This window comes from Streptomyces sp. NBC_00299, assembly GCF_036173045.1.
Taxonomy (GTDB): Bacteria; Actinomycetota; Actinomycetes; order Streptomycetales; family Streptomycetaceae; genus Streptomyces; species Streptomyces machairae.
On the sequence record NZ_CP108039.1, the window covers coordinates 8706063 to 8731720 of the forward strand.

A 25658-nucleotide genomic window follows, 5' to 3' on the forward strand; every position below is an offset into this window, starting at 1 on the left:
TCCCATCAGTCCGTGGCAGTGGCTCCCCGGACGGTGAGGGTGCGATCGAGGAGGGGCAGCAGGCGGTCCCAATGGCGCTGCAGCGCACCGGGGTTGAAGGCGTCGGTGTCGGACATGGTGAAGCCGTGGACGGTGCCGGGGTAGATCTCGGAGGTGTAGCTGATGCCCGCGGCGTCCAGGGCCCGGTTGAGCTCGCCGAGCGCCTCGGGAGTCAAGTCGGTCTCGGCGTGGCCGAGGTGGACCTGGGCGGTGAGCGTCGAGAGGAGACGACGCAGGCTGTCGGGCCCGTCGGCGCCCACGGGGCCGTGGAATCCGGCGACGGCGCCCACCTGGTCAGGGTGGGCAGCGGCGGTGCGCATCGCCAGGAGGCCGCCTATGCAGTAGCCGGTCACCGCGACCGGTCCGGCGGCCACCTCGGGCTGGGCGGTGAGGAACCTGAGACAGGCATCCGCGTCGCTCAGGGCACGTTCGGCGGTGTGCGCCTCGATCAGAGGCATCAGCTGGGCGAAGACCGCGGGCCGGGCCTCTTCTCCGATGAACTCGGGAAGTTCGATCACCGGCGCCGGCCCGTGCCGGTAGAAGAAGTTGGGGACCAGCACGTAGTACCCGTGCCCGGCCAGTTCGCAGGCCATCTCCCGCACCACGGGCCGGATGCCGAAGCCGTCCGCGTACATCAGCACCCCTGGGTGCCGCTCGCCACGGTCGGGGCAGGCGGCGAAAGCGTCGGCCCGGCCGTCCGCGGTGGGAATGTGCAACATCTTGGTGAGCATGAGTTCTCCTGTCGTGGTCGACGTGTCGAATGGGGTTCAACACGACAGGAGGCGGAGCCCGCGCAGCAGCGCCGGATCCCCGATCCAACAGCGGGCCGGCACCGGCCCGTACGGCGCTCAGGGGAGCGCCGGGTCACCAATCCGTGTGTGGCGCAATGCCGTCCCGGTAGTCATCGCCGCACAACGTAGCCCACGGGGCAGAGGTGATGCCAGTGACTGGAGTGCCAATAGTGTGACCGCATGCCTGACATGTTGAGTTCCGGGAGAACACGCGCCGCGCTTGCCACTTCCGCGCGCGTATCGGTCGAGTTGCTGTTGGTGTTCGCGACGGTCGCGGTGACCCTGTGGGGTCTCGCCCGCATGTGGTCGGTCGTGTGGCCGGTGATCATTGCCCTGTTCCTCACCACGCTGACCTGGCCGATGACTCGTGCGCTGCGGCGGCGTGGGTGGCCCCCGGCGCTGGCGGCGTTGCTGGTGACCCTGCTGTTCCTCCTGGCCATCCTCGGCATCGTGGCGCTGATCGCGGTTCCGGTGGCGTCCCAGTCGGGCGAGTTGAGCGACGGTGTGGTCGAGGGCATCAAGAGGATGCGCGACTGGGCCGCGGGGCCACCGCTGAACATCGGCGACGACCAGATCACGACTGCCCTGGACACCGCGGCCGCCCGAGTCCAAGGCAGCGTCGGCAGCTTGGTCAACACCGTCGCAACGGGAGTGGCCACCACGCTGAGCGGCTTGGTCACGGCCATCCTGGCGGTCTTCCTGATGTTCTTCTTCCTGAAGGACGGCCCGCGGTTCCTGCCGTGGCTCGCCCGCCAGTTGCCCGGACGACTCGCCAAGGACGTTCCGGTCCTGGCCGAGCGAGCCTGGGACACCTTGGGCGCGTTCATGCGGTCTCAGGCACTCGTCGGCCTGCTCGACGCCGCCTTCATCGGCCTCGGCCTGTGGATCCTGGACGTACCGCTGGTGCTGCCGCTGACGGTGCTGACCTTCGTCTCGGCGTTCGTGCCCATCGTGGGCGCGGTGTTCGCCGGTTTCGTCGCGTGTCTCATCGCGCTGGTGTCGAACGGTCTGACGGACGCCCTGATCGTGCTGGCGATCATCCTCGTGGTGCAGCAACTTGAGGGCAACGTGTTCCAGCCCATGATCCAGAGCCGTGGGCTCGGCCTGCACGGCGCGGTGATTCTGCTGGCGGTGACGTTGGGTGGCAGTCTGGCCGGCATCGTGGGCAGCCTTCTTGCCGTGCCCCTCACTGCACTGATCGCGGTGATCTGGAACTACCTGCGGGAGCAGCTCGCCGACCCGCCGCAGGAGCCGGAGGCCGACAAGTCGCAGACCGGTGCCGCCGTCCCGGAAGTGTGACTCCGACCTGGCAGCGACCCCTTGCTCAGTTCCACGCCGAGCCCCGCTGCGGGCCCGGTGGCCCCGACCGCCCTACGCGCGCACCGGCTCCGCCACCGGTCAGCCCCTGCCCGGCAGAGATCCGGTGCGAGTTCTCGCAGTCTCCTCGCCCTCATGCGGCGGGGCCTGGTGCTCGGCGCCGAGGACGAAGTAGTCGGCATCCTTCGGCCGCTGGGCCCCCGGGCGTGGACGGGGCGCCGGCACGAGATGGGGTATGTGCTTGGAGCAGTGCACATACGCCTCCTCCACCGTGATGTGCACCCAGAATTCGGGCCTGCGTCCAGGAGCGGTGTCCACAGGAAGGTGGGGGTATGCCCTCCGCTGCTCGTCGTCCCGGTGGAGCCGAGCTCCGCCGTTGACGTGCAGGCCGATGTGGTCGTGGGCGAAGTCGACGAAGAGCAGGCCGACATGCGGGTTCTCGGTGATGTTTCCCGCGCTGGCGAGGACACCGTTCCCACGGTACTCGGGGTAGGTGAGAGTGCGGTCGTCCAGCACGGTGACGAAACCCGGGGGACCGGCACGGAAGGTGACGTCGCAGGCTCCGGCGGCGTCCGACGTGGACAGGAACGCCATGGTCTGGCGCCCTATGAAGTCCGCCATCTGTGGTGTCAGACGGGCCTGCACCTGACGGTCGTAGAAGGTGGCGGCCTGGTCGGCCGTGCCGAGAACGTGCTGCAGGCGGCGCTCGCCGACGGAGCCGGTGGACTCGTGGGTGTGCTTCACGGAACGCGCTGCCTTCCTCTTGCCTGCAACTGGGCGTGGCGCCACGGCACTCTAACGCTGGATGGAGCGCGCTGTCGTGGTGGGCCCGGGTGTCCGACTGCGCAGGCGGCGCCGCCGACGAGGAGCGCGACCGTCGGGGCGCGTTGGGGAAAAACAAACGGGCGGGGCGGCGTCTTGGCCGCCCCGCCCTGCTGAGTGTGCTGGTCGGCGGACCGTCCGCACCGCCCTGTCCCACTGGCTGCGTCGCGCGTCGTCCCGTTGAGGGATGATCAATCGGTTCGGGTGCGGAGGCTCCGCGCCAGGTGGAAATCATCATTGTCACGTCGCACCACTCCACCGCGACCACCGCGACGCGCCCGCCGCTGCGCAGCGCGAGTGTCCACACCGGGACTACTCCGTGCCGTCCGCCGGCAGGCGCTCCGGCAGTCCGAGCCGGGGGAACTGGTCGTCGTGGAACGTGATGATCTCGGTGATCGCCCCGCCGGTGACGCGCAGGACGTCGATCGTCAGCGGCAGGTACGTGCCCTCCCGCTTCTGCCAGAGGTAGAAGGCGACGGCGGGCTGCCGGTTCACGGAGGTGGGGACGGCGCGCAGGCCCTTCATGCCCTCGAAGCCGCTCTCGATCCAGTCGTGCACCACCGCGTCGCGGCCGACGTACAGGCCCGGCGTGGGCGGCATCGAGCAGCGGACGTCGTCCCGCAGCATGGCGGCGAGCCCGCTGACATCCGTGGCCAGGCTGGCCTCGGTGTAACGGCGCACCAGCTCGCGCGTCCCGCTGTCCTCCTCGCCGCCGGTCCAGTCCTGCCGCTCCGCGGGCAGGTGCTCCCGCATGCCGGCGCGGGCCCGCTGCAGCGCGCTGTTCACGGAGTTGACGGAGTCCCCGAGGGCCTCCGCGACGTCCTTCGCCGGCCAGCCGAGCACGTCCCGCAGGATCAGCACGGCCCGCGGGCGCGGCGCGAGGTGCTGGACTGCCACCAGGTACGCCAGCTCGATCGTCTCCCGCGTGACGGCGATGGTTTCCGGCTCGTCCCCTTCGCCGGCGGGCAGCTCGTCGAGCAGCCGGTCCGGGTAGGGCTGCAGCCACAGCACCTCGCCGCCGGTCGCGGGCTCCGGGCGGCGCTTGGCCAGCAGGTCCAGGCAGGCGTTGGTGGCGATCCGGTACAGCCAGGCCCGGAACGTCGACCGCCCTTCGAAGGTCTCCCGCCGCCGCCAGGCACGGAGGAACGTCTCCTGCACGGTGTCCTCGGCGTCCTCGAACGACCCGAGCATCCGGTAGCAGTGCACATGCAGCTCCCGCCGGTGCCGCTCCGCCAGCCCTGAGAACGTCGGCTCGTCCACCTCGCCCAGACCGCTCACGCCCATCTCCTCCAGTCGCGTGTCCGCACTCATCACCGTCATCCTTCCGCCTCGTCGTGTCCCGTCGTAGGTGTGACGGATGCGGGCGCGACAACTCATCACCAGGGTCCGTCGGCATGGCTGACGGCATGGCTGATCCAGCGCCGTACCGCCGGCGCAGCTCTTGCTCAATCTATCGATAGTCGATAGATTCCCATCGCAACTCGATGGAAGGATGGACGGTCCCATGGGAAAGCTGGCAGTGCGTGCGCTTCGCGCCGTGCTCGCGGTGGTGCTCACCGGCACCGTGTTCGTGCAGGCGTTGATGGTGTGGACATTGGTCACCGGGAGCGACCCGGAGGACGGGTCGCTCCCACTGACCCCGCTGCGCGTGATCACGATCCTGGGCATGGTGTCGGCCCAGGTCGCCGTGGTCGGCGTATGGCGGCTGGTGACGATGGTGCGACGTGGAACAGTGTTCTCCCATGCCGCCTTCCGGTACGTGGACGCCGTGATCGGCTCGATCGTGGCGGCTGCCCTCCTGTGGTTCGCGGTCACGGGCATCAATGCGCCGGGTCAGCGGGACGACCCGGGCGTCACCGTCATCATGGGCGGGATCGGCCTGGCCATCCTGGGGGTCGCGCTCATCGTGCTCGTGCTGCGGATGCTGCTCGCCCAGGCCGTCGCGCGCGATGTCGAAGCGGCGCAGATGCAGGCCGAGTTGGACGAGGTGATCTGATGCCGATCGTCGTCGACATCGACGTGATGCTGGCCAAGCGGAAGATGTCCGTGGGGGACCTCGCCGACCGCGTAGGGATCACGCCCGCCAATCTGGCGGTACTCAAGAACGGCCGCGCCAAGGCGGTGCGTTTCGCGACGCTCGCCGCACTATGCGACGTACTCGCGTGCCAGCCGGGCGACCTGCTGCGCTGGGAGGCCGAGGACGCCGCAGGCGGATGACGTGCCCCGCGTGGGCGTGACAACGCCGGCCCTGCCGGTCTCACCATGGAGTACCGGCTTACAGCTGCTGACCGGTGTTCTTGGGGGCGGGCGACGGGTGTTGCGCCGGTTGCGGTGCGGTCATGTCGAGCAGGAGGAGAGCATCGTGGTCGGGGCTGCCGGGGTCGGCGGTGTACACGCCGATGCGCTGGCCGGGGGTGCCTTCGACGTGCAGTGACTGCGAGGTGAGGGTGACCGGGCCGACCAGCGGGTGTCGGAAGGTCTTCTGCGCGGGCTTGCGCCCGGTCACTTCGTAGCGTTCCCACAGGCCCGCGAAGTCCGCGCTCTTGAGCAGGAGTTCGCCGACGAGGTTGGTCAGATCCGGGGCGTCGGACGCGGTGCCGGCCGTGGCGCGCAGGCGTGCGACGCATGCGGTGATCTGTCGGTCCCAGTCGGTGAACAGGTCCCGGGCCGCGGGGTGGAGGAAGAGGTAGCGGGCGAGGTTGCGGTGCTTTGCGGGCCAGTCGTCCAGCCCGGCGTAGAGAGCGAGGCCGCCGGGGTTCCAGGCCAGCATGTCCATGCTGCGGCTGATGACGTAGGCCGGGTTCGGGCGCAGTGACTCCAGCAGCAGCTTGAGGTGGGGGCGCACCGTGCGGCTCGGGGCGGGAGGCGGTTCCGGGGCGTAGCGGGCGGCTCGGGCGGCGAGCTCGCGCAGGTGCTGATGCTCCTGGTCGTCCATGCGCAGGGCGCGGGCCAGCGCGTCGAGGACGGAGGGGCTGGGGCGGGTCTCCTTGCCGCGTTCCAGGCGCACGTAGTAGTCGATGCTGATGCCGGCGAGGGTGGCCAGCTCCTCGCGGCGCAGCCCGGGGGTGCGGCGGATGCCGGCGCCGACGGTGAGGCCGACGTGTTCAGGGCTGGTCTGGGTGCGGCGGGCGCGCAGGTAGCGGCCCAGCTCGGCGCCCTCGCTGTGTGCGCTCTCGGATGCCATGCCTCCAGTCTCACCCGCTGCTCGGCCGGCGCGCAGGCGAGAGGGGGGCCCTGTCATTACCCCCGAAGAGCCCGCCCTGCCACCCCGGCGCAATCCGGTCGAAGGTGGAGGAGCAAGACGCCGGTACACCGGCCGTCGCCAGAGCCGCCGCAGGCACGATCTGGCTCGTCGGGGGTTGAGTGAGGGTGCCGGGCGACGCCGTGAACCGGAGAGGGCGACATGCGCACCATCAAGCTGCGTGACCTGGAAGTGTCCCGGATCGGACTGGGTGCAATGGGAATGTCCCACGGCTACACCGGTGCGGGGACCGACGATGCCGAGTCCATCAGGACCGTGCACCGGGCGCTGGAGCTGGGCGTCACACTCATCGACACCGCCGAGATCTACGGCCCGTACACCAATGAGGAACTGCTGGGCCGGGCACTGAAAGGGCGCCGGGAGCAGGTGGTGCTGGCCACGAAGTTCGGCCTGGTCTCCCACGGCGTGGAGGGCGCCTGGAACCTGGACTCCAGCCCGGCCAACATCCGCACGGCCGTCGAGGGCTCCCTGAAGCGGCTGGGCGCCGACCACATCGACCTGTACTACCAGCACCGGGTCGATCCGAACACACCGATCGAAGAGACCGCCGGCACCGTCGGCGAGCTGATCGCCGAGGGCAAGGTCCGCGCCTTCGGTCTCTCGGAGGCCGGCCCGGACACGATCCGCCGCGCGCACGCCGTCCAACCGGTCACCGCGGTGCAGTCGGAGTACTCACTGTGGACCCGGGGGATCGAGGAGCGTGTCCTGCCCGTGCTGCGTCAGCTGAACATCGGCCTGGTGCCGTTCTCGCCGCTGGGCCGCGGTTTCCTGACGGGCACCGTCCGCTCCACCGACCAGTTCGACGGCTCCGACTTCCGGCGTGGCAATCCGCGCTTCTCCGGGGAGAACTTCCAGCGCAACCTGGCCATCGCCGACGAGGTGCAGGCCCTGGCCGCCGAGGTCAGTGCCTCGCCCGCGCAGGTGGCGCTGGCCTGGCTGCTCGCCCAGGGCGACGACATCGCCCCGATCCCCGGCACCAAGAGGGTGGCCCGCGTCGAGGAGAACAGCGCCGCCGACGCCCTCACGCTGACGAGCGGGCAACTCGGCAGGCTCGCCGGCCTGCCGCCCGCCGCCGGTGACACCCACACCGAGTCCCAGGCGCAGATGCTCGAACGCTGAATGTCACCCGCCGCCCGAAGCACCGGCCCCACCCCTGATCTGGAGTAGTGATCCCTTATGCGTGCAGCTGTGATGTACGGAGCCGGAGACGTCCGCGTCGAGTACCGGCCCGACCCGAAGATCGTGCAGCCCACCGACGCCGTCGTCCGCACCCTCGCCTCCTGCGTGTGCGGCAGTGATCTGTGGCCCTACGGGGCGATGCCCGCCACCGAGACCGGCCGGCCCATGGGGCACGAGTTCCTCGGCGTCGTCGAGGAGACCGGCGCGGATGTGACCGGCCTGAAGGCAGGTGACCTGGTTGTCGCTCCGTTCACCTACAGCGACAACACCTGCGACTACTGCGCCAAGGGCCTGCACATCTCGTGCCGCAACGGTGGCCGGTACGGCTTCGACGGTGTCGACGGCGGTCAGGGCGAGGCAGTCCGCGTCCCGTACGCGGACGGCACCCTGGTGAAGCTGCCGGTGGCCGCCGACTCCGCGCTGCTGCCCTCCTTGCTGGCGCTGTCGGACGTGATGACCACCGGGCACCACGGCGCGGTCACCGCCGGCGTCGGGCGCGGGGACGCCGTCCTGGTCGTCGGAGACGGGGCGGTGGGCCTGTGCGCGGTCATCGCGGCCGAGCGGCTGGGCGCCGAGCGGATCGTACTCGCGGGCCGCCACGAGGCGCGCACCGACTTGGGGCGCGCGTTCGGCGCGACCGATGTCGTCGCCGAGCGCGGCGAGGAGGGCATCGCCCGGATCCGCGACCTGACCGGCGGCGTCGACGAGGTGATCGAAGCGGTCGGCACCCGCCAGGCCCTCGACACCGCGCTGGGCGCGGTCCTGGATGGCGGCACCATCAGCCGCCTGGGCGTCCCGCAGTACGAGCAGGGACCCATCGGCCCGGCGGAGTTCATGCGCAACATCACCCTGACCGGCGGTGCCAGTCCCGCCCGCGCGTACATCGAGCACCTGCTGCCCGACGTTCTCGACGGCACGATCGCCCCCGGCCGCGTCTTCGACCGGACCTTCATCCTCGACCAGACGCCGGCCGCCTACCGGGCCATGGCCGAGCGTCAGGTCCTCAAGGCCTTCATCCGCCCCTGACTCCCACCCGCACAGCGAAGGACACCCCGCTCATGCAGACCGTCACACTCAACAACGGCATCGAGATGCCGCTCCTCGGCTTCGGCGTCTACCAGATCCCTGCCGAGGACACCCAACGCGCCGTCTCCGACGCGCTCGCCGCCGGCTATCGACTGCTGGACACCGCCGCCGCCTACGGCAACGAAGAGGCCGTAGGACGCGCCATCAAGTCCAGCGGCATCGCCCGCGCGGAGCTGTTCGTCACCACCAAGCTGTGGGTCCAGGACGCCCCGGCCGAGGACAACACCAGGCGTGCGTTCGAGATGTCGCTGGCCAAGCTGGGTCTGGACTACCTCGACCTGTACCTGATCCACCAGCCCTTCGGCGACGTCTACGGTCAGTGGCGCGGCATGGAAGCTCTCCACCGCGAGGGCCTGGCCAAGGCGATCGGGGTCGCCAACTTCTACCCCGACCGGCTGGTCGACCTGATCGTCAACAACGAGATCACCCCGGCGGTCAACCAGATCGAAACCCACCCGTTCTTCCAACGCGCCGACTACCAGGACCTCATGCGCGAGCACGGTGTGCGGATCCAGTCCTGGGGCGGCTTCGCCGAAGGCAGGAACGACCTGTTCACCAACCCCCTGCTGGCCGAGATCGGCAAGGAGTGCGACAGGTCGGTGGCGCAGGTGGTGCTGCGCTGGCTCACCCAGCGTGGCGTCGTCGCCATCCCCAAGTCCGTGCGGCCCGAGCGGATGGCGGAGAACTTCGACGTCTTCGACTTCCAGCTCACAGATGAGCAGATGGCACGGATCGCCACCCTGGACACCGGCAGCTCACTGTTCTTCGACCACCGCGATCCGGAGGTCGTCACCTGGCTCGCCAAGCGCCGCCTCGACGCATGACCGCCACTCCACGACGACGCGCCCTCCTGCGGGCCACCTTGATGACCGGACTCGGCGCTGTGACCGGAGCCCAACTCACCGGCTGCTCCTCGCCTGCGGGGCAGGGGAGTCGGCGTCAGACGGCGTCCCCGAGGCCCTCCGCGACGACCCCGGGCGGGGGGAAGGTGTTGCTGGCCTACTTCTCGCGTCCGGGCGAGAACTACTACCACGGTGGACGCACCATCCTGAAGGTCGGCAACACCGAGGTACTGGCGCGCAGGATCAGCAGTCTCACACCGTGCGACGTACACCGTATCGAGACTGCCGATCCTTACCCGTGGGACTACGACGAGACCGTCCGCCGCAACGTGCGCGAACAGGACGATGACGCGCGCCCGGCCATCAAGGGCCGGTTGCCCTCCCTCGACGGCTACGACACCGTTCTCCTCGGCAGCCCCATCTGGAACGTCCGGGCACCCATGATCATGACCACGTTCGCCGAACAACTCGACTTCCGCGGCAGGACCGTCGTCCCGTTCACCACGCACGCCATGAGCGGCCTGGGCACGACCGCACGCGACTACGCGCGCTCCTGCCTCGGCGCGACGATCGCCCCGGGCCTCGCAGTGCGCGGCGAAGAAGTCGCCGACGCCGATACCGACATCCGGACCTGGCTTCGCGAGGGCGGACTCGCCGGCTCATGACGAAGATCCGCCGTGGGCGGCGGCCCGGAGCTGATGCGGCGGGGCGGACTCTCTACGTCGTGCCTCCCGCAGCGGGCGCCGCGCTGTTGCCCGGCGGGGCCGCCGCCCCTCCGCCCGGCGGGGCCGCCGCCCCTCCGCCCGGCGGGACTGCTGCCCCTCCCGCCGGTGGGGGCACGATCGCGGTGCCGGGAGCCGGCTGAGTCACCGGCTGCGGTGGGTAGCTGATGTGCACCACACGCACGAGCGCACCCGGCACGAAGACGCACACCGCCTTCGAGCGGGTGCGGGGCACGTCATCCGGCCCGGTCCAGGCGATCGGCTGCTGGAGCACGAGATCGCGCCGGGCCGGGTCGGGGTCGGTCGATACGTAGCGCACATAGCCTTCCACCAGGCGCCCGTCGGACAGTTCGACGGCAACGAAGGGCTTCCGCCGGTCCGCTCCCGCCCGGTCCGTGAGGGCGTACACGGCCACCGTGCCGTCCCGTAACCCCGCGCCCGTGCGCTTGGACGACGTCCGTCCCGCGTACACCCCGGCCAGCGTACTGAGCACCATGCTCAGCGCCATGGTCACCAGCGCGGCACCGATCCACGACCAGGGGCGGTCCCGGAAGTCGGCCGGCGCCCTGTGCAGGGCGCCGGCGGGCACCAGAAAGGTGACCAGTTCCCCGGCCAGCAGCGTCAGCAGCAGTCCGGCGGAGGTCGCCAACGCACCTACGCTGAACAGCTGGACGACCTCGATGGTCGACGACCGGGTGTCCTGTGGACGGTAGCGGCGCAGTGCCTGGTGGAACGCGAAGCCCGGCGTCATCGCGGCGAGGAGGATCACCGCGGCGATGACGCTACTGGGCACGAGGCTGCCCCTGCGCGGCGGGGTCCGGAGGCTGGGCGGGCGGCGCGCTGGTCACGGCGGGCGGCAGTTCGAGGTCGGGTTCGTCGATCAGGTCCTCCACGACGAAATGCCGGTCGTCAAAGCCGAACTCGTCCTCCCACTCCTCGCTGCCGGACCCACCGGTCCCGTCAGGCCCGGATCCGTACGGGGGTGTGTGGTGCTCGGTCGCCATGGGGAGTGCGTCCTTCCTGTGCAGGTGCGCTGTTCACACGCGGTGTCGGTCGTGTTCCAGTCCGATGAGCGTCGTCACGTCCGATGAGCGTCTCTTCAAGTCAGGTGAGGGTCCTCGAACGTCGTAGTGATGCTGACGAGCCCCGCCCACAGTCGCGGCGGCACCGTGCCCACTTCCGCGCGGTACTGACGCTGGGCGGTGCGCAGGGCCGTCGAGGGCGGGACGCCCTGTGCGAGGAGCCGGTAGAGGATGGCCAGGATGCGGGCGGTGGGGTGGCTGTGCCGGGGGTTCTTCGCCCTCCCGTCCGGCAGCGGAAAGATCCCACCGATGACCGTCTCGGCACCGCGGCACAGGGCGACCGTGGGAATGCCGAGCGGGTCGGTACCGCGGCGCTCGTCGAGTTCGGCGGACAGGCAGGCGTTGATGAGCAGGGTCCGCGGGAAACGCAGGGTGAGCATGCGGGCCGCCGACAGCTGAGTCCGCCGGTCCAGGCGAAGCGCGTGGGCCAGTCCGGGGCTGTCGTTGCCGTGTACGGAGGCAGCGCCGACCGAGAAACCGGCGCCGTCCGGACCGAGCACCGTCAGCAGTTCCGCGGCGGTGCGGGCATGGACGACCTCGGTGCCGTAAGCGGCGTCGAGAGCGTTCCGTTCGAGGTCCAGGCCCTCGGCGTTGACACCGGCGAGATAGGCGAATGCACGGTTCCTGACGGCGCCGGTTGCTCGCTCGTCGCCACCTGTTGCCGCGCTGTCCGCGAGTGACAGGCTGGGCAGCAGGGCCAGGACCGCACGGTCGAGCACGTAGCCCTCGGGATCGTCCGGTTCGACGCTGAGCGCGGCCCACGGCACCCGCCACAGGCGTGAGTCGGGTTCGATCAGCAACTTCGGCACCGCGCCTGCGGGGTTGGTGTTCCGCAGCAGGTCCACCAGGCCGCTGGGCAGCAGGAGCTGGGCGAGGGTCGCCCACGGTGTGGTGTCGCGAGCGGTCAGATGGCGGCAGCGTGGTGTCGTGCGCCAATCGGGGGCTTCCGCGCGGACTCCCTCCGTTTCGCCGGCTGCGCTGTCAGGCACGATCTGGGCGGGCGTCGGAAGCGCCGGGCCCTGGCGCAGGTCTTGGAGCCCGGTGACCTCGCCGAGCAGGACCCCCGCGGCGCCCTCGACCGGGTGGAGGAACGGATGCTGTGTGCCGTCCGGGTCCGTCCACAGCCCGGCGATGCGGTTCGTCCGGCCGTTGCCGACGAGCCGAAGTTGCAGCACATGGGTGCTCCAGCGCTGCGCGTACGGGCGCGGGTCGCCAGTCCGTCCCTCGTCGCCTGCGCTCAGCGCCCACCGAAACCGTAGGGAGACCAGCGTCTCCAGTCGTTCGTACGCCCGCGCCACCTCCTGCTGCCCGGCGCGCGGAGGCGGGGCCGGCGCATGAACTTCGGCGGCCCGCGCCGCCTCCGGTGGCGTCGTGCCCTCGGCGCCGGCCAGCGTGCTCAGCAGCCCGACGATCTCGGACATGCCTTCCTGCTCGATGTCGTCAGGCGTCCGCAGGATCAGTTCCCCGCGGAGCATGCGGCGCAAGGCGGTCCGGTTGCCGAGTTCCAGTAGCAACGCGAAGGCCCCCAGGGCCTGTTGGTCGCCGCTCAAGTGCAGGCTGTGGGCGGTGGCGTACGCAGCGAACTCGTGCTCGCTGTAGAGGTCGACGTAGAACGTCTGCGCGTCGCGCCAGCCCCAGCCGGCGCGTAGTTCGGCGACGCCGCGCATCATTGCCAGGTAAGCGGCCAGGGCCTCCTGGTCGTTGCCGTGTGCGTGCGCGACCAGGGCGGTGGAGATCAGGTGGCGGACGCGTTGGGGCAGGGCGCAGTCGTCGTGCCCCAGGACTCGTGCCGCCTCGGCTGTCCACCGGGCGGCGTCGTCGGTGCGGTTCTCCGCCAGGGCCAGGATGGCGAGCATGTCGCACGCGATCGCGTGCTGCGGTCTGCAGCGCCACTTGGCGGCAAACTTCCGTGCGGCCGTGGCGTGTTCGATGGCGCGGGGGATGTCGTCGGCGTCCAGGGCGATGTTGGTGAGGTAGAGCTCCACGCGGACCCGGCTGAGCCGGAACATGAATCCCCCGCCGACCTCCAAAGCCTGTGTCAGGGTGCGGTGGGCGTCGTCGTTCCGGCCCAACGTGAGCTGGATCCTGCCGAGTTTCTCCAGCGCCTCGGACCACGTGGAGCGGTTCGTGCCCTGCTCGTGGTGGCGGACCGCGGTGACGGCCTCCTGTTCGGCGGTGGGCAGGTCGCCCTGCGCCACCGCGATGTCGCTGCGCAGCATGGCCACGTTCGCGGCAATCAGCGGCAGCCGCTCCGTCGCCGGATGCGCGGCGACGGAGTCGATCAGTTCCACGGCGGCGGCAAGATCTCCGGCCTCGCCCAGTTCCATCGCCCGCTGCAGCCGATCGGTCAACGGCTTCAGGTGCACGGCCTCGCGGCGGACCTCTTTGACGCCGACCATCGGCCCTTGCCGGCCGTGCCTCACCGCGAACACGACGACGACCACGACCAGGAACACGACCGGCGGATACCACGAACCACCCATGACGGCGCGGGAGACGAGGTACGAGAACACCGCTGCCCCGACACATCCCTTCCACGAGACGCGAGTCGGCACCTTCTCGGCGGATTTCTCTTGTCCCCTGCCAACTTGCGTCACGACGCCCCCCGGCCTCCACCCCCACGGCCCGCCCCACGGCCTGCCTGTGCGAGGACGCTGAGCTTACGGACAGAGAGCGACGAGAGTGACGGAATCAGTAAATGTGACCAACTGGCTGCATTCGAACACGGCCCTTAGTTGTAATGCGGCCTCAGATGGAGCGAGTTGATGGGCGACAGGTCCCGGTACTCGCCGTGTCCCGCCGCGATCGAGGACGTGCAGTCGTTCGCGTTGTAGCTGAGGCACAGCTCGACAACCGCGCCGTCGTACTGGTTGTTCAATACCCAGTGGTTTCCGTACTGGTCGCTCAGGTTGTGCGCGCCATAGGTCCAGTAGATGTGGCTCGGCGACGCGGCCGGGTTCTGGTTCTGCGGGTAGACACAGACCGCGCCGTACGGGCAACCGGCCCAGTCGGAGGCCGGCGCGGCCTGAGCGGTACCCGTGGTGAGCAGGGCCGCGGTGACGGTCGCGAAGGCCAGCGCGGCGGCGCGCCTCAGCATGTTGCGCATGTGGGTTTCTGCCTCTCCTGTTGAGCGTTGGGCGTATGCCCGATCGCTGGAACCGTAGGGAGGGGGCAGCCGGGTCGCATCCTGACAGATGACAGGGACCGGAGGGTCGGTGGAGTCCCTACGTTCGCGGGAGACCACCGAGCCCAGGGGGAGTCCTGTGATCAACAGAGTTCGCAGAATCCGGGGTCGCCGGGTGCGACTCTTCATGGCCGCACTCGTGACCGTGATGAGTCTCGGCCTGCCGGCCGTCTCGGCCACTCCGGCGGCCGCCGCCCCGGGGTGCGCGCCGCTCCAGTCCGGTGCGAGCGCGGCAGCGCAGGCGGCCGTCGAGGTCGCGTGCCGGTACGTCGGTCAGCAGTACGCCTGGGGTGGCGGCCACGCACAGGGCGTGCCCGGCCCGAGTCAGGGCCAGGTCGACCCCACGGACACCGACTCGTACGCGGACCCGACACTGTGGAGCTTCGACTGCATCGGACTGGTGCGCTGGGCCTGGTACAAGGCGACCGGCCGCGACCTCATCACCGAGCGCACGACGCAGGCGACCTTCGCGGCACCGGGGTACGCGCACACCAAGTTCCTGAAGTCGCAGGGGTCGGGCGTTCTGCTGCCCGGCGACATCATGTACTTCGGCCGTGAGGGCTTCGGCCCGACGCACGTCGCGCTCTACCTCGGCAACGGCAAGATGGTCGAGGCACCGCAGTCGGGCATGAAGATCCAGGTCAACGACATCAGTGCCCGCTGGGATCGCTACCAGGGCGCGTTCCGCCCGCACGCCGACGTCACGCCGATGGTCTGGTCCTGGGACGGCCGCGGCTCCTTCCACAAGACCTGGGGCCGGCCCAACCTGCGGCAGAACTCGAACACGGGGAGCGGAATCAACTTCACCAACGGCAACGGCATCTCCGTGAAGGTGCGGGTGCTGTGCCAGCGGGTGGCCGAGCGGGCCACGGTCGACGGCATGGTGAACAACGTCTGGTCGTTCCTGCCGGACTACCACAGCTGGATCAGCAACCTCTTCGTGCAGGGTCCGGCCGTGCTCAAGGATGTGCCGTCCTGCGGTGACTACCCGGAGATCGGCGGCACCATGGCCGGCGCGGAGAACAACACGTCCTGCGGCGACGGTACGGAGCCCAACTCCGCGGGCGCCTGGACGGCCAAGTCGACCACCGTCTTCGGCCGCACCGTGGAGCTGCGCTACAGCAGCACCACCCAGTGCGCCTGGGGTCGCATCATCGGTGGCACGGTCGGCGACGAGATCTGGGTCGACCGCAGCGCCGACGGGGGCGAGACCTGGGACTCGATGCTCGGCTTCACCACCATCACCTCGGGCAACGACGCGTACACCACCCAGTGGAACGACGCCGGCCTCGTCATGCGAGCCTGCGGCACCAACGGCCCGGAGGGCGGCATCGAATGCACCGGCTGGTTCTGACCCGGAAAAGGATTTGAGCGAAGAGGCGCCCCGCCGCTAATTTCGTGCCGGACCGTGAAGTCGTCGTAAGGAGGTGAGACCCGTGAACACAGTTACCCATGGGTGCTCCCTCAACCCGTCACGGTCCGGCGGCTGACGTTCGGTGTCGCCAGGAGCGCCTGAGATCGAGGCATTCCTGGAGGGATACTCCGATGAACACAAAGCCTTTCACATCTGGCCCGAACGAGACCGCGGTGGTGATCACGCGCGTAGCGGAACGGCAATGGCATGCACTGGATGACGACCTGGTGGTCGGTCGCGGGCATGCGGTGCACCGGCCCGACGGGCGCTTGTTCGTCAGCATCGACGCGTGGCACCACGCCACCTTCGACCGGCTCGCCGAAGCGATGCTGGCGGAACTGCCCGCCCCGCTGTACACGGTGGTCGACGAAGCCGACGCCGAGCTGACAGCCGGCTGGCGGCGGGCCGGGTTCACGATCCGGCGCCGCGAGTGGGAGTACGTCGTGCCGACCGACCCGCGGGACACCGGGCTGGAAGCAGTCCTGCCGCCTTCGGGCCTGACGATCGTGCCCGCCGGTCAGGCCGACGAGAGTCTGCTGCGGGCGGTGGACCGCGCGATCCGTGACGAAGTCGAGGCGACCGTCGGGTGGCAGTCGATGCCTGCGGAGGTGATTCCCCGCCCCGTAGGTGACACCATCGTCGACCCGTCGACATACGCGGTGGCCGCGGCGCCGCACCGCTACCTGGGTCTGATCCGGGTGGTGACGGCGAACCGGCCGCGCATCGGGCTGGTCGCGGTCCGGGCCGGCGAACAGCGCCGTGGCATCGCGCGGGGGCTGCTGGCCCACGCGCTGGGGACGCTGCACCGGTCCGGGTACGCCGAGGCCTGGACCGAAGTCCACGAGTCCAACCAAGCAGCCTCGGCGCTGTTCGAGGGCATCGGCGCCCGCCCGATGAGCAGCAACCTGGAGCTGGTGCGATGACGAAGAACAAGAACGTCATCGAAGTCGAGGGCAAGGTCGTCGAGTGCCTGCGCAGCGCCATGTTCACCGTGGAGCTCGACAACGGCCACCAGGTGCTCGCGCACATCAGCGGGAAGATCCGCAAGAACTACATCAAGATCGTGCTGGAGGACCGGGTGCTGGTGGAACTGCCGCCGTACGACCTGACGCGCGGCCGGATCGTGTTCCGGTACCGGAACTAGCGGCGGTCGGCGCCTTCAGCGGTAGCTGATTTCGAGGCCCCGGTCACAGCGTGTCCGTGACCGGGGCCCCGATGATGGCTGTGCCTCGTGGCTCATGCCGCGCGGGACTCGCTGCCGGCGCAGCGGTCGCGCCGTGTCGGCGTCACTGCGGGCCGGGCGAGGCCAGGTTGTCCACCAGCATCGCCAGAGCGGACTTCGGGACGGTTCCGTCCGTGTCGCTGTTGGTCTGCCTCCAGGTTGGGCTCGAGTCCGTGAAACTTGAGCCCTTGGTGTCGTTGACCCCCTGGAAGATGCCGAAGTCGATGGGCCCGTCGTCGGCCGAGGCGGGGAGGGCGGCTGTGAGGAGAGCTGCTCCTGCGAGCACGGCGGCAGTGATGATCTTCATGCCCGACTCAACGATGAGGCCGGCGTCAGGATCTTCTGTCCCGCCCTTTTGGCGGAGCGTTCGGGCACGGGGTCCGCCGGCGCATCCGCATCCGCATCCGCATCCTCAGGAGTGCCGCGGCATGCGCTCGATCGCCACCATGGCGGCATCGTCTCCCAGATGTCCGCCGACGTGCCGCATCAGGTCCCCGCACAGGTGGGCCAGGAGAGCGTCGGGACTTGTGTCGGCCTTGCCGTCCACCCGTTCCGTGAGCGGGTAGAAGGCGCCCTCGCGGTTGCGGGCTTCGATGACGCCGTCCGTGTAGAGCAGGACGATGTCGCCGTGCTCGAAAGCGAACTGTTCTTCGGACAGCTCGGTTTCCACGAAATCGGTGAGACCCAGGGGCGGTGCCGGGTCACGCACTTCGAGGGGACTGACGTGCCCGCCCCGCAGCAGCAGAGGCGGTGGGTGGCCGCAGTTGATCAGGCGAAGGACCGGCTCGTCGTCCGGGATGTCCAGCGCGGCGGCAGTGATGAACGCCTCGCCGAGATCCTCGGTCGCGGCGTCCAGCGCAGCCGGGTCGTCCAGGTCCGAAGAGACGGTTCCCTCAAGAAAGGCCATGAGTGCCGGAAGATCGGCCTGCCTGTGGGCCGCGCCCCGGAAAGCGCCGAGCAGGAGGGCGGCATCCCCGACGGCTTCCAGCCCCTTGCCCCTGACATCACCGATGACGATCCGGGTCCCGTGCGCCGTACGAGCGGCGGCATACAGATCGCCGCCGATCTGCGCCTCGGATTCGGCGGCCAGGTAGACCGACGCGATCCGCAACGAGCCGACACGCTGGGGAAGCGGCTTGAGTACCAGCTCTTGCGCAGCCGTCGCAACCGACCGCAGCTGACTGACTTCCTTTTCATGGCGCTCGCGCCGGGCGGCGAAGGAGGTCGCGAACGCCGACATCAGGATCAGAATGATCAGCTGAGAGGAGTGGTTCAGATCGGTGAGGGTCGTGCGCACCACCGCCACCACGGCCTGGGCCGCTACGGCGATCGCGCCGACGCATGCGGTCGTACGAGGACCGGCGAACGACGCCGTGACGGCGGGCGCGGCCACCAGGAACGGCCCCAGGTGGACGCTGGGTGGAGCCAGGATGTCGACCACCGTGACGATCACAATCATCATGATCGGCATCGCCAGCAGCAACTGAGGTGGCTCCTGTGACCAACGATGATCTTTGAGGCGTCGCGGAACCATACATTCTGGATACACCCCGCCGCGCCTCGGCGCCCGCAACGACGCCGCCACAGCCCTGATCGCCGCCCCGGGCGCCCACTGTCGAGGACATGCCAGCGGCGGGGGACGGCCGTGCGCGGCAGGGGGGAACGACATGTTGCCGAGAACGAGAACCGCGACCACGTCAGCCGCGCGAGGTGGTTTCCCTGACCCAGGGCAGCGCGAACCGTTCCAACACCACCAGAGCGAAGTAGAGCAGGATGCTCATCAGCCCGATCAGGATGATCGCTGCCCAGGCGGTGGCGGTGTCGCCGACCCCGCCTGCCTGCACGATCAGAAAGCCCAGCCCGCTCTCACCGGCCTGGAACTCGCCGATGACCGCGCCGATGGCGGCGAGCGGCATGGCCACCTTCAGCCCGACGAAGATCTGCGGCAGTGCGGCGGGCAGCCGTACCTTCCGGAACGCCTGCCAGCGGGAGGCGTCCAGTGAGCGCGCCAACTCGGCCAGGTCCGCGGGGGTGGACGTGAGGCCGGTCGCGGTGGACAGCACGATCGGGAAGAAGCAGAGCAGGAAGACCATGGTCAGGACCGGCTTCTGCCCCCAGCCGAGCGCGCCCACCAGCAGCGGCCCGAGCGCGATCTTCGGAACCGCGTTGACGGCGACCAGCAGCGGCGTGAACATGCGCTCCAGTACCCGCGAGCCCGCCAGTGACAGTCCGATCAGAACTCCGCAGGCGCTGGAGAGAACGAACCCGACGACGGTCTCCACCGTGGTGTCGCCGGTGTGTTCCAGGAACCGGCCCGGGGCTGCGGTGAACGCCGAGAGCACGGCACCCGGCGGAGGCAGCACTGCCGGGTGGATCACCTCCAGGGCCGACGTGAGCAGCCACCACACGCCGAGCGCGACCAGCAGTCCGGCCAACGGCAGTAGTACGGCGCCGATGCCGGTTCCGCGCTGCGGTCCCGGTCCCACTCGCGGCGCCGGCTCCGGGCCCGGCGCCGGGGCGGGCGACGGCTTCGAGAGGTCGGTCATCCCACCCTTCTCCCCGTCATTCTCCCCGTCCTGCTCCCCGCGCGGCGCGATCAGCCCTTCGGTACGAGGTCGAAGTCGATGATCTGATCAGGGGTCAGCCCCTTCGGCAGCGCGCCCGCGTCCTCCAGGATCGCGATGCTCCTCGCGACCCGCGCGGAGTTCAGCGTCCCGATCGCCGTGCCGGCACCGTCCGGCTTGACGTACTCGGCCATCAACTCCAACTCGGCGGCCGCGGCGGCCGGGTTCGTGGCGTCCACGTTCCGCTTCAGGATCTCGGAGGCCTCCTTCGTGTGGGCGAGGCTGTACTCCAAACCCTTGAGCAGCGCATTGCTGAACCGCTTCACCATCTCCGGGTCCTGCTCGGCGATCTTCGTGGACGTGATCAGCACGTTCCCGTAGAGATCGGGCATCACGTCGCTGTACGGCAGCAGGACGGCCTTCTTCTTCGTCACCGTCTCGATGGTCGGCCTACCCACCACGAACTGGCCGATGCCGTCCACCGAACCGCCGGCGAGCGTACCCATCAGTGTCTGTGCCTCGCCATTGACCCAGGTCACCTTGTCGGCGTCCACTCCGGCCAGTCGGGCGTACGTCGGGAAGAGGTTGCGTACGACGGAGCCGGGCGTGTCGGCGAGCCGCTTGCCCTCGAGGTCCTTCGGTGCGGCGATGCCGTTGCCCTCGGTGGTGGCGATGGCGGCCATGGTGTGCTGCTGGATGGCGGCCACCGCGACGAAGTCCTTCGCCTGGCCGCTGCCCATGTGCAGCAGACCGCCCGTGAGGTCGATGGGGCCGAACTGCGCCTGCCCGCCCACCACGGCCGGGATGATGCCGCCGGTGCCCTGGCCGGGCTTGATGTCCACGTCGAAGCCCGCCTCTTCGAAGTACCCCTTGTCCTTTGCGACCCAGGCGTACGCGTCCCGGCCGAAGTTGCCGAACGACGTCAGATAGGTGACCTTCTTGAGTGCCTTGTCGCCGTCACCGTTGCCTGCGTCGGAATCCGAGCCGCCACACCCCGAGACCAGTGCCAGCGCTGTGGCCAGGGCCGTCGCCGCGACCGTACGGGCGAACCTGTTCATGCGCACAGTGTTGTCCTTTCCGACCGCCGACTGTGGCGAGGGCATGACACTCGATGCGGACAACAGCCTACGAGGGCCCGGCAGTTGTGGGCCAGGTGTGCGGCAGTGGGGATACGGAGACAGGACGACAGGTACCGCTGAGCGGCCCGCCCCGGGTAGCCTGACCGGGCGTCACAAACCGGCCGCCGCGACGATCGCCAGTGGATGGGGAGACCGCCGGATGATCAGACTCACCGGTGTGTCCCGGAGCTTCACCAGCCGGTCCGGTTCGACGGTGGCGCTCCAGGACATCGGCCTGCACATCGCCGAGGGCGAGTTCGTGGCGGTGGTGGGCCGGTCCGGGTGCGGCAAGTCCACACTGCTCAGGCTGATCGCAGGGCTGCTGCCGGTCACCGAGGGCGAGATCACGATCGGCGGCGAACAGGTCGAGGGAGCCAGGCGGGATGTCGCCATGCTGTTCCAGCGGCCGGCCCTGCTGCCCTGGCGTTCCGTCCTCGACAACGTCCTGCTGCCCGTGGAGATCTTCGGCTGGCGCAAGTCCGAGCACCGCGACCGGGCGTACCGGCTGCTGGAGACGGCCGGACTGAGCGGCTTCGAGAAGCACCGGCCGCACGAGCTGTCCGGCGGTATGCAGCAGCGCGTCGCACTGTGCCGGTCGCTGATGGGCGAGCCCCGGGTACTGCTCATGGACGAGCCGTTCTCCGCACTCGACGCGCTAACCCGCGCGGACCTCGCGGTGGAGCTGCAACGCATCCACATCGAGAACGCATCCACCGTCGTCTTCGTCACCCACTCGATAGACGAGGCCGTGCTGCTCGCCGACCGCGTGGTCGTGCTCAGCCCGCGCCCGGGCCGGATCCGCAGGACCGTCGACATCGCCATTCCCCGGCCGAGGACACTGGGCCGGACGGCGCACCTGGACGAAGTGGCCCGCTGCACCGCCGATCTGCACGAGCTGCTGATGGAACGGGACATATCCACATCGCTCGAAACGGAGGGGCGATGACCGCGCGGATCTGCGTCTTCACCGAGCCGCACCGCGGCGCCGACTACGACGATCAGCTGCGCTTCGCGCAACTCGTCGAAGCCTGCGGGTTCGAGGGGTTCTTCCGGGCCGATCACTACCAGGCGATGGGCGCCGATCCCGGGCTGCCCGGCCCCACCGACGCCTGGCTCACGCTGGGCGCGCTCGCCCGCGAGACTTCCCGGATCCGGCTGGGCACCCTGGTCACCTCGGCCACCTTCCGCCTGCCGGGCCCGCTGGCCGTGACGGTGGCGCAGGTGGACCGGATGAGCGGGGGACGGGTCGAGCTGGGCCTCGGCGCCGGTTGGTACGAACGCGAGCACACCTCGTACGGCATCCCGTTCCCGCCCGCCCCGGAGCGTTTCGATCGGCTGGAGGAGCAGCTGGCCGTGATCACCGGCCTGTGGCGGACGCCGGTCGGCGAGCACTTCAGCCACCACGGTGACCACTACCGACTGCTCGACGCGCCCGCCCTGCCGAAGCCCGTACAAGTGCCGACGCCGCCGATCATCGTCGGGGGCCGCGGCCCCAAGCGCACCCCGTTGCTGGCCGCTCGGTATGCCGACGAGTTCAACATGCCCTTCAAGTCGGTGGCAGAGACTGCCCGGGCCTACCGGCGAGTCGCCGAGGCATGCGAACGGACCGGCCGGGCCGCCGCCGGTCGGCCACCGCTCGTGCTCTCGACCGGCGTCGTGGTCGCGATCGGCCGCACCGCCGCAGAGGCGCAACGGCGTGCCGCCCCTCTGCACGTCAAGAGCGCCCTGCCGCCGGAGGACCCGGTGATCGGATCCCCGGCCCAACTCGTGGACCGGCTGGGCGAGTTCTGCGCCATCGGCGCCGACCGATTCCATCTCCGACTGATCGACTTCACCGACCTCGACCACCTGGAACTCATCGCCGGCGAGGTGCTTCCGCAGCTGTAGCACGTGAGTGCCGAGGCAGGCAGCAGGGTCTGGCCCTCGGTTAGACCTCTCTGAGCCCTGCTGCCCACAGAAGCGGCCTAACTGTTGGGGACGGTGTCCTCGAACGTGGTGCCGGCCGTGCGGTAGGCGCTGATCTTGGCCGTGACCTCAGCAGGGCTCAGGACCTGGTCCTTGACGTGCAGGACGTAGTCGACCTGTTCGTCGTAGGAACGCGGAGTCGTGCTGGTCTGGCCCGCGAGGTCGATCAACCACTGGTTGAAGTTGATGGACATGGGGCGCTCGGGCAGGTAGGCGGCGTCGTGCGTGCCGAAGAGCCGGCCGTCGACGTAGTACTTGATGGTGCTGTTGTCGATGGTGAGCACCAGGTCGTGCCAGCCCGCCCAGCTCTGCCGGGACTCGGTGTGCTGGTTGACGGCCTGCCAGGGATCGGGGTTGTAGGTCTCCCAGGACGTCGTGTACAGGATGTTGGCCGGCTCGCCCCAGCCGCCGTTGGGCAGGTACTCGAAGTCGTACTCCGCGTAGTCGTCGGCCATGGGCGCCTTGAGGTCGTTGATGGTGAAGAACGTCTGGACGAGGCGGTCACCGTCCGGTCCTGACACGGGCGCGTCGGAGAACCTGACCCGGGCCGCGTAGGTGCCGTTCTTGAACTTCATGGTCTTGGTGAGGACTTCGGTCTGCTTGGTGCTCTCGGGTGTTCCCGCGGTCGAGGTCCGCAGGTTCATCACCGAGTTGCCGCCGGAACCGGCGAAGGTGACGTTCTCCGGGGACCACGTGGCACCGGGCACCCCGGGCCCGCCGGAGTTCGAGCGAACGCTCCAGCCGTTCGCCGAGATCCTCGGATCGCTGGAGCCGCTGTAGTTGAAGTCGTCGAACAGGCTCTGTCCGCCTGCCGGAGGGTCGGTGGGCGGGTCGGTCGGCTCGTTGCCCTCGGGGGCGGTGCCCCACACCGTGCTGCCGGACACCTGGGCGGTGATCTTCGGCCAGTCCGCGTACGACGACCGGGAAGCGCTGAAGGAGTAGTCGTCGCTCTGGTTGAGGGGCTGCCAGTCGGCCCGGTGGAAGCGCAGTTGCATGTCCCCGGTGTCGGCGCCCGGAGAGAGGGTGCCCGCTCCCGCGGTGAAGCCGATGTCCAGGTAACGGTCGGCCGTGGCCGTGGGGTTGGTCAGGGTGCCGAAGGTGCCGGTGATGTTGGCGCAGCCCTTGACCGCCCAGGAGCAGGCGAAACGGTAGGCGGCGCCGGCCGAGTCGGCCTTGAAGTAGTAGCGCACCTTGACGATGCTGAGCGGCAGGGCGCTGTCGCCGGTGTTCCTGACCTTGAGCCAGGGTTCGGCCTGGTCCGCCGTGGCGCCCGTGGCGCTGGTCCGGTACTGGACCGTCACGTCGTCCGCCGCGGCGCTCGCGGTGCCGGTCAGGGCGGTGAGACCGGCGGTGCCCATGGCCATGGACACAGCGGCGGCTGCGGCGACGCGCAGCCTGTTCGGCGTGGTTCGGGACTTCATGCTGAATCCTTCCGGGACGGGATGTGGGGTTCGTCGTGCTCGGGGGATCAGGGCTGTGCTGTGGTGCGGCTTTAGGGATGGCGGCTGACGCCGAGGGCGTCGAGGCGCGGAGTGTGCCGGGCCAGACGGGAGCGGAACTCCTCCCACGGGGTGGGACCGCTCCAGGCACGGTCCGCCAGAGCGCACAGGCGCGGATACGTGAGGTACTCGAGGCGGGCGGGCGTCTCGGCGTACTCGGTCCACAACTGCGCCTGACTGCCCAGGATTCGGGCGGCGGCTTCGGGTGCGGCACCCTCGGGGACGGGATCGTGCGCGTGTACATCCCTCAGCGCCACGACGGCTCCTGGCTGCGCCGGCTGCTCCTGGGTTCCGCCGCTCTGCGGATAGTCGAAGTAGGTGGCGCGGTAATGGGCGTTGATCACGTCGTGGCCGCGCCCGGCTGCGGTCAGGGCATGTGCGGGGTCGCGCCAGGCCATCACGGTGAAGTCGTCGGGCAGCTCGGTGCCGGACTCGGCCCAGCCGACCGGCCGGCGTCCGTTCCGGGCCAGGAACGCTCCGACGCGGCCCAGGAACCACCCGTGCAGTGCGGCCGGACCGCTCAGCCTCGCGGCGAGGGCGCGCGCCCCGGCCTCCGGGCTCTGCTCCCATTCGGTGGTGGGGCACTCGTCGCCACCGATGTGGATGTAGGGGGAGGGGAAGACGTCCATGACCTCCTCCAGCACGGTGCGGCAGAAGTCGAAGACCTCCTCATGGACCCCGAGGACGGTGTCGCAGACTCCCCACCTGGTCCATACGTCCAGCACCCGGTCGGGACGGTTGCCCAGGTGCGGATACGCGGCCAGGGCGGCACGGACGTGGCCGGGCATTTCGATCTCGGGCATCACGGTGATGCCTCGGGCAGCCGCGTACTGCACCAAGCCGGCCAACTCGGCGCGGGTGTAGGCGCCGCCGTGCGGCACACCGTCGTGGTCGTCGCTGCCGGCACTGGTCATGGACTGGGCACGATGGGAGCCGATCTCGGTGAGCTTGGGGTAGGCCGCGACCGGCATCCGCCACCCCTGGTCGTCGGTCAGATGCAGATGTAAGACATTGATCTTGTGCAGGGCGAGGAGATCGACGTAACGGCGCAGGTAGGACGCCGGCTGGAAGTGGCGGGCCACGTCGAGCATCGCTCCGCGCCAGCGGTGCCGGGGGATGTCTGTGATCTCCACACAGGGCAGTGACCATCGCACACCGCGCTGCGGCGAAGCCGCCAACGCCTGAGGGGGCAGAAGCTGACGGATCGTCTGCACTCCGCGCAGCAGGCCGGTGGCGTGTGCGGCGCGCAGCAGTACGGAGTGAGGTCCGACCGTCAGGCCGTATCCCTCGCTGCCGAGTCCGGTCAGGGCCGGGTCGAGGGCCAGGACTACGGCGGCGTCCTCGGCGGAGCGCAACGGCAGGCCGGTGGCCGGGGCGAGCAGGGTGCGCAGCAGCTGGGCGGCGGGTTCGGCACCGCTGCTGATGCGCAGACAGGTATCGGGGCCGAAGGTGAAGTGGCCGGCTCTGGCATGCGCCTTGGTGGGGTGGGGGAGCAGGGAGAAGGCCGCGGGTGGGGGTGCGGGCACAGCTGTCTCCGGGGGGTCGGGTGC

The 25658-nt window shown here is 69.7% G+C and carries 26 protein-coding genes; 12 read left to right on the forward strand and 14 right to left on the reverse strand.

From position 1 onward, the window contains the following. Nucleotides 1–5: 5 nt before the first annotated feature. Complete coding sequence (locus tag OHT51_RS38640) at nt 6–770, reverse strand: dienelactone hydrolase family protein (RefSeq protein WP_328883554.1); 765 nt, start codon at nt 768–770, stop codon at nt 6–8. A gap of 240 nt (nt 771–1010) precedes the next feature. Here OHT51_RS38640 and OHT51_RS38645 point away from each other — a divergent pair, with 240 nt between their 5' ends. Then, nucleotides 1011–2129 carry an AI-2E family transporter gene (locus OHT51_RS38645; RefSeq protein WP_328883555.1) on the forward strand — a complete coding sequence of 373 codons (1119 nt, stop codon included), beginning with the start codon at nt 1011–1013 and terminating at the stop codon, nt 2127–2129. Between the two features lie 99 nt (nt 2130–2228). Here the strand turns inward: OHT51_RS38645 and OHT51_RS38650 are convergent, their stop codons facing one another. After that, on the reverse strand, nt 2229–2891 hold the full coding sequence (locus OHT51_RS38650; RefSeq protein ID WP_328883556.1) for a pyridoxamine 5'-phosphate oxidase family protein: 663 nt from the start codon (nt 2889–2891) through the stop codon (nt 2229–2231). Between the two features lie 390 nt (nt 2892–3281). Further along, the gene (locus tag OHT51_RS38655; protein ID WP_328883557.1) at nt 3282–4280 is read right to left on the reverse strand and encodes an RNA polymerase subunit sigma-70; all 999 of its coding nucleotides are present in this window, start codon (nt 4278–4280) and stop codon (nt 3282–3284) included. A 193-nt stretch (nt 4281–4473) separates the two neighbouring features. Here OHT51_RS38655 and OHT51_RS38660 point away from each other — a divergent pair, with 193 nt between their 5' ends. Both OHT51_RS38660 and OHT51_RS38665 read left to right on the forward strand, forming a co-directional pair. Then, nucleotides 4474–4965 (forward strand): DUF2975 domain-containing protein, encoded by a 492-nt coding sequence (locus OHT51_RS38660; RefSeq protein WP_328883558.1) that lies wholly within the window; start codon nt 4474–4476, stop codon nt 4963–4965. Continuing rightward, a complete protein-coding gene (locus OHT51_RS38665; protein ID WP_328883559.1) occupies nt 4965–5186 on the forward strand; it encodes a helix-turn-helix domain-containing protein in 222 nt (73 codons plus the stop codon). The genes OHT51_RS38660 and OHT51_RS38665 overlap by 1 nt, the downstream gene beginning before the upstream one ends. 58 nt (nt 5187–5244) lie before the next feature. Here the strand turns inward: OHT51_RS38665 and OHT51_RS38670 are convergent, their stop codons facing one another. Further along, nucleotides 5245–6153 (reverse strand): helix-turn-helix transcriptional regulator, encoded by a 909-nt coding sequence (locus OHT51_RS38670; RefSeq protein WP_328883560.1) that lies wholly within the window; start codon nt 6151–6153, stop codon nt 5245–5247. 219 nt (nt 6154–6372) lie between these two features. Here OHT51_RS38670 and OHT51_RS38675 point away from each other — a divergent pair, with 219 nt between their 5' ends. From OHT51_RS38675 to OHT51_RS38690, 4 genes are read left to right on the forward strand one after another with little or no spacing between them, the layout of a single operon-like run. Then, nucleotides 6373–7350: an aldo/keto reductase gene (locus OHT51_RS38675; protein ID WP_328883561.1), complete on the forward strand. Its 978-nt coding sequence runs from the start codon at nt 6373–6375 to the stop codon at nt 7348–7350. Between the two features lie 57 nt (nt 7351–7407). Next, nucleotides 7408–8436, forward strand: a complete 1029-nt coding sequence (locus OHT51_RS38680) for an alcohol dehydrogenase catalytic domain-containing protein (RefSeq protein WP_328883562.1) — start codon at nt 7408–7410, stop codon at nt 8434–8436. Nucleotides 8437–8468: 32 nt separating this feature from the next. Next, a complete protein-coding gene (locus OHT51_RS38685) occupies nt 8469–9320 on the forward strand; it encodes an aldo/keto reductase (RefSeq protein WP_328883563.1) in 852 nt (283 codons plus the stop codon). Next, nucleotides 9317–10003, forward strand: coding sequence for a flavodoxin (locus OHT51_RS38690; protein WP_328883564.1), 687 nt, complete (start codon nt 9317–9319; stop codon nt 10001–10003). The genes OHT51_RS38685 and OHT51_RS38690 overlap by 4 nt, the downstream gene beginning before the upstream one ends. 52 nt (nt 10004–10055) lie before the next feature. Here the strand turns inward: OHT51_RS38690 and OHT51_RS38695 are convergent, their stop codons facing one another. From OHT51_RS38695 to OHT51_RS38710, 4 genes are all read right to left on the reverse strand, one after another. Further along, the gene (locus tag OHT51_RS38695; RefSeq protein ID WP_328883565.1) at nt 10056–10853 is read right to left on the reverse strand and encodes a DUF6338 family protein; all 798 of its coding nucleotides are present in this window, start codon (nt 10851–10853) and stop codon (nt 10056–10058) included. Then, a complete protein-coding gene (locus tag OHT51_RS38700; protein WP_328883566.1) occupies nt 10843–11064 on the reverse strand; it encodes a hypothetical protein in 222 nt (73 codons plus the stop codon). The genes OHT51_RS38695 and OHT51_RS38700 overlap by 11 nt, the downstream gene beginning before the upstream one ends. A gap of 95 nt (nt 11065–11159) precedes the next feature. Continuing rightward, the gene (locus OHT51_RS38705; RefSeq protein ID WP_328883567.1) at nt 11160–13655 is read right to left on the reverse strand and encodes a CHAT domain-containing protein; all 2496 of its coding nucleotides are present in this window, start codon (nt 13653–13655) and stop codon (nt 11160–11162) included. Nucleotides 13656–13873: 218 nt separating this feature from the next. After that, nucleotides 13874–14248, reverse strand: a complete 375-nt coding sequence (locus OHT51_RS38710) for a hypothetical protein (RefSeq protein ID WP_328883568.1) — start codon at nt 14246–14248, stop codon at nt 13874–13876. 205 nt (nt 14249–14453) lie between these two features. On the opposite strand from OHT51_RS38710, the gene OHT51_RS38715 reads away from it, so the two are divergent. The 3 genes from OHT51_RS38715 (at nt 14454) to infA (ending at nt 16884) form a co-directional block, all read left to right on the forward strand. Next, complete coding sequence (locus OHT51_RS38715; protein WP_328883569.1) at nt 14454–15680, forward strand: NlpC/P60 family protein; 1227 nt, start codon at nt 14454–14456, stop codon at nt 15678–15680. 191 nt (nt 15681–15871) lie between these two features. After that, on the forward strand, nt 15872–16663 hold the full coding sequence (locus OHT51_RS38720; protein ID WP_328883570.1) for a GNAT family N-acetyltransferase: 792 nt from the start codon (nt 15872–15874) through the stop codon (nt 16661–16663). Further along, entirely contained in the window at nt 16660–16884 is a 225-nt protein-coding gene (gene infA / locus OHT51_RS38725; protein ID WP_269637243.1) for a translation initiation factor IF-1, read from the forward strand. Before OHT51_RS38720 ends, infA begins: the two co-directional genes overlap by 4 nt. 142 nt (nt 16885–17026) lie before the next feature. On the opposite strand, the gene OHT51_RS38730 is transcribed toward infA, so the two are convergent. From OHT51_RS38730 to OHT51_RS38745, 4 genes are all read right to left on the reverse strand, one after another. Then, nucleotides 17027–17269, reverse strand: coding sequence for a hypothetical protein (locus OHT51_RS38730; protein WP_328883571.1), 243 nt, complete (start codon nt 17267–17269; stop codon nt 17027–17029). 105 nt (nt 17270–17374) lie between these two features. Next, nucleotides 17375–18496: a PP2C family protein-serine/threonine phosphatase gene (locus OHT51_RS38735; protein WP_328884574.1), complete on the reverse strand. Its 1122-nt coding sequence runs from the start codon at nt 18494–18496 to the stop codon at nt 17375–17377. Between the two features lie 163 nt (nt 18497–18659). Further along, a complete protein-coding gene (locus OHT51_RS38740) occupies nt 18660–19508 on the reverse strand; it encodes an ABC transporter permease (protein WP_328883572.1) in 849 nt (282 codons plus the stop codon). Nucleotides 19509–19558: 50 nt separating this feature from the next. Continuing rightward, on the reverse strand, nt 19559–20584 hold the full coding sequence (locus tag OHT51_RS38745) for an ABC transporter substrate-binding protein (protein ID WP_328883573.1): 1026 nt from the start codon (nt 20582–20584) through the stop codon (nt 19559–19561). A gap of 220 nt (nt 20585–20804) precedes the next feature. Here OHT51_RS38745 and OHT51_RS38750 point away from each other — a divergent pair, with 220 nt between their 5' ends. Further along, nucleotides 20805–21590: an ABC transporter ATP-binding protein gene (locus tag OHT51_RS38750; RefSeq protein WP_328883574.1), complete on the forward strand. Its 786-nt coding sequence runs from the start codon at nt 20805–20807 to the stop codon at nt 21588–21590. Beyond that, nucleotides 21587–22531 (forward strand): LLM class F420-dependent oxidoreductase, encoded by a 945-nt coding sequence (locus OHT51_RS38755; protein ID WP_328883575.1) that lies wholly within the window; start codon nt 21587–21589, stop codon nt 22529–22531. Before OHT51_RS38750 ends, OHT51_RS38755 begins: the two co-directional genes overlap by 4 nt. 77 nt (nt 22532–22608) lie before the next feature. Here the strand turns inward: OHT51_RS38755 and OHT51_RS38760 are convergent, their stop codons facing one another. Together OHT51_RS38760 and OHT51_RS38765 are read right to left on the reverse strand one after the other, a co-directional pair. Next, entirely contained in the window at nt 22609–24030 is a 1422-nt protein-coding gene (locus tag OHT51_RS38760) for a cellulose binding domain-containing protein (RefSeq protein WP_328883576.1), read from the reverse strand. Between the two features lie 71 nt (nt 24031–24101). Beyond that, the gene (locus OHT51_RS38765; protein ID WP_328883577.1) at nt 24102–25634 is read right to left on the reverse strand and encodes a beta-N-acetylhexosaminidase; all 1533 of its coding nucleotides are present in this window, start codon (nt 25632–25634) and stop codon (nt 24102–24104) included. Nucleotides 25635–25658: the final 24 nt, after the last annotated feature.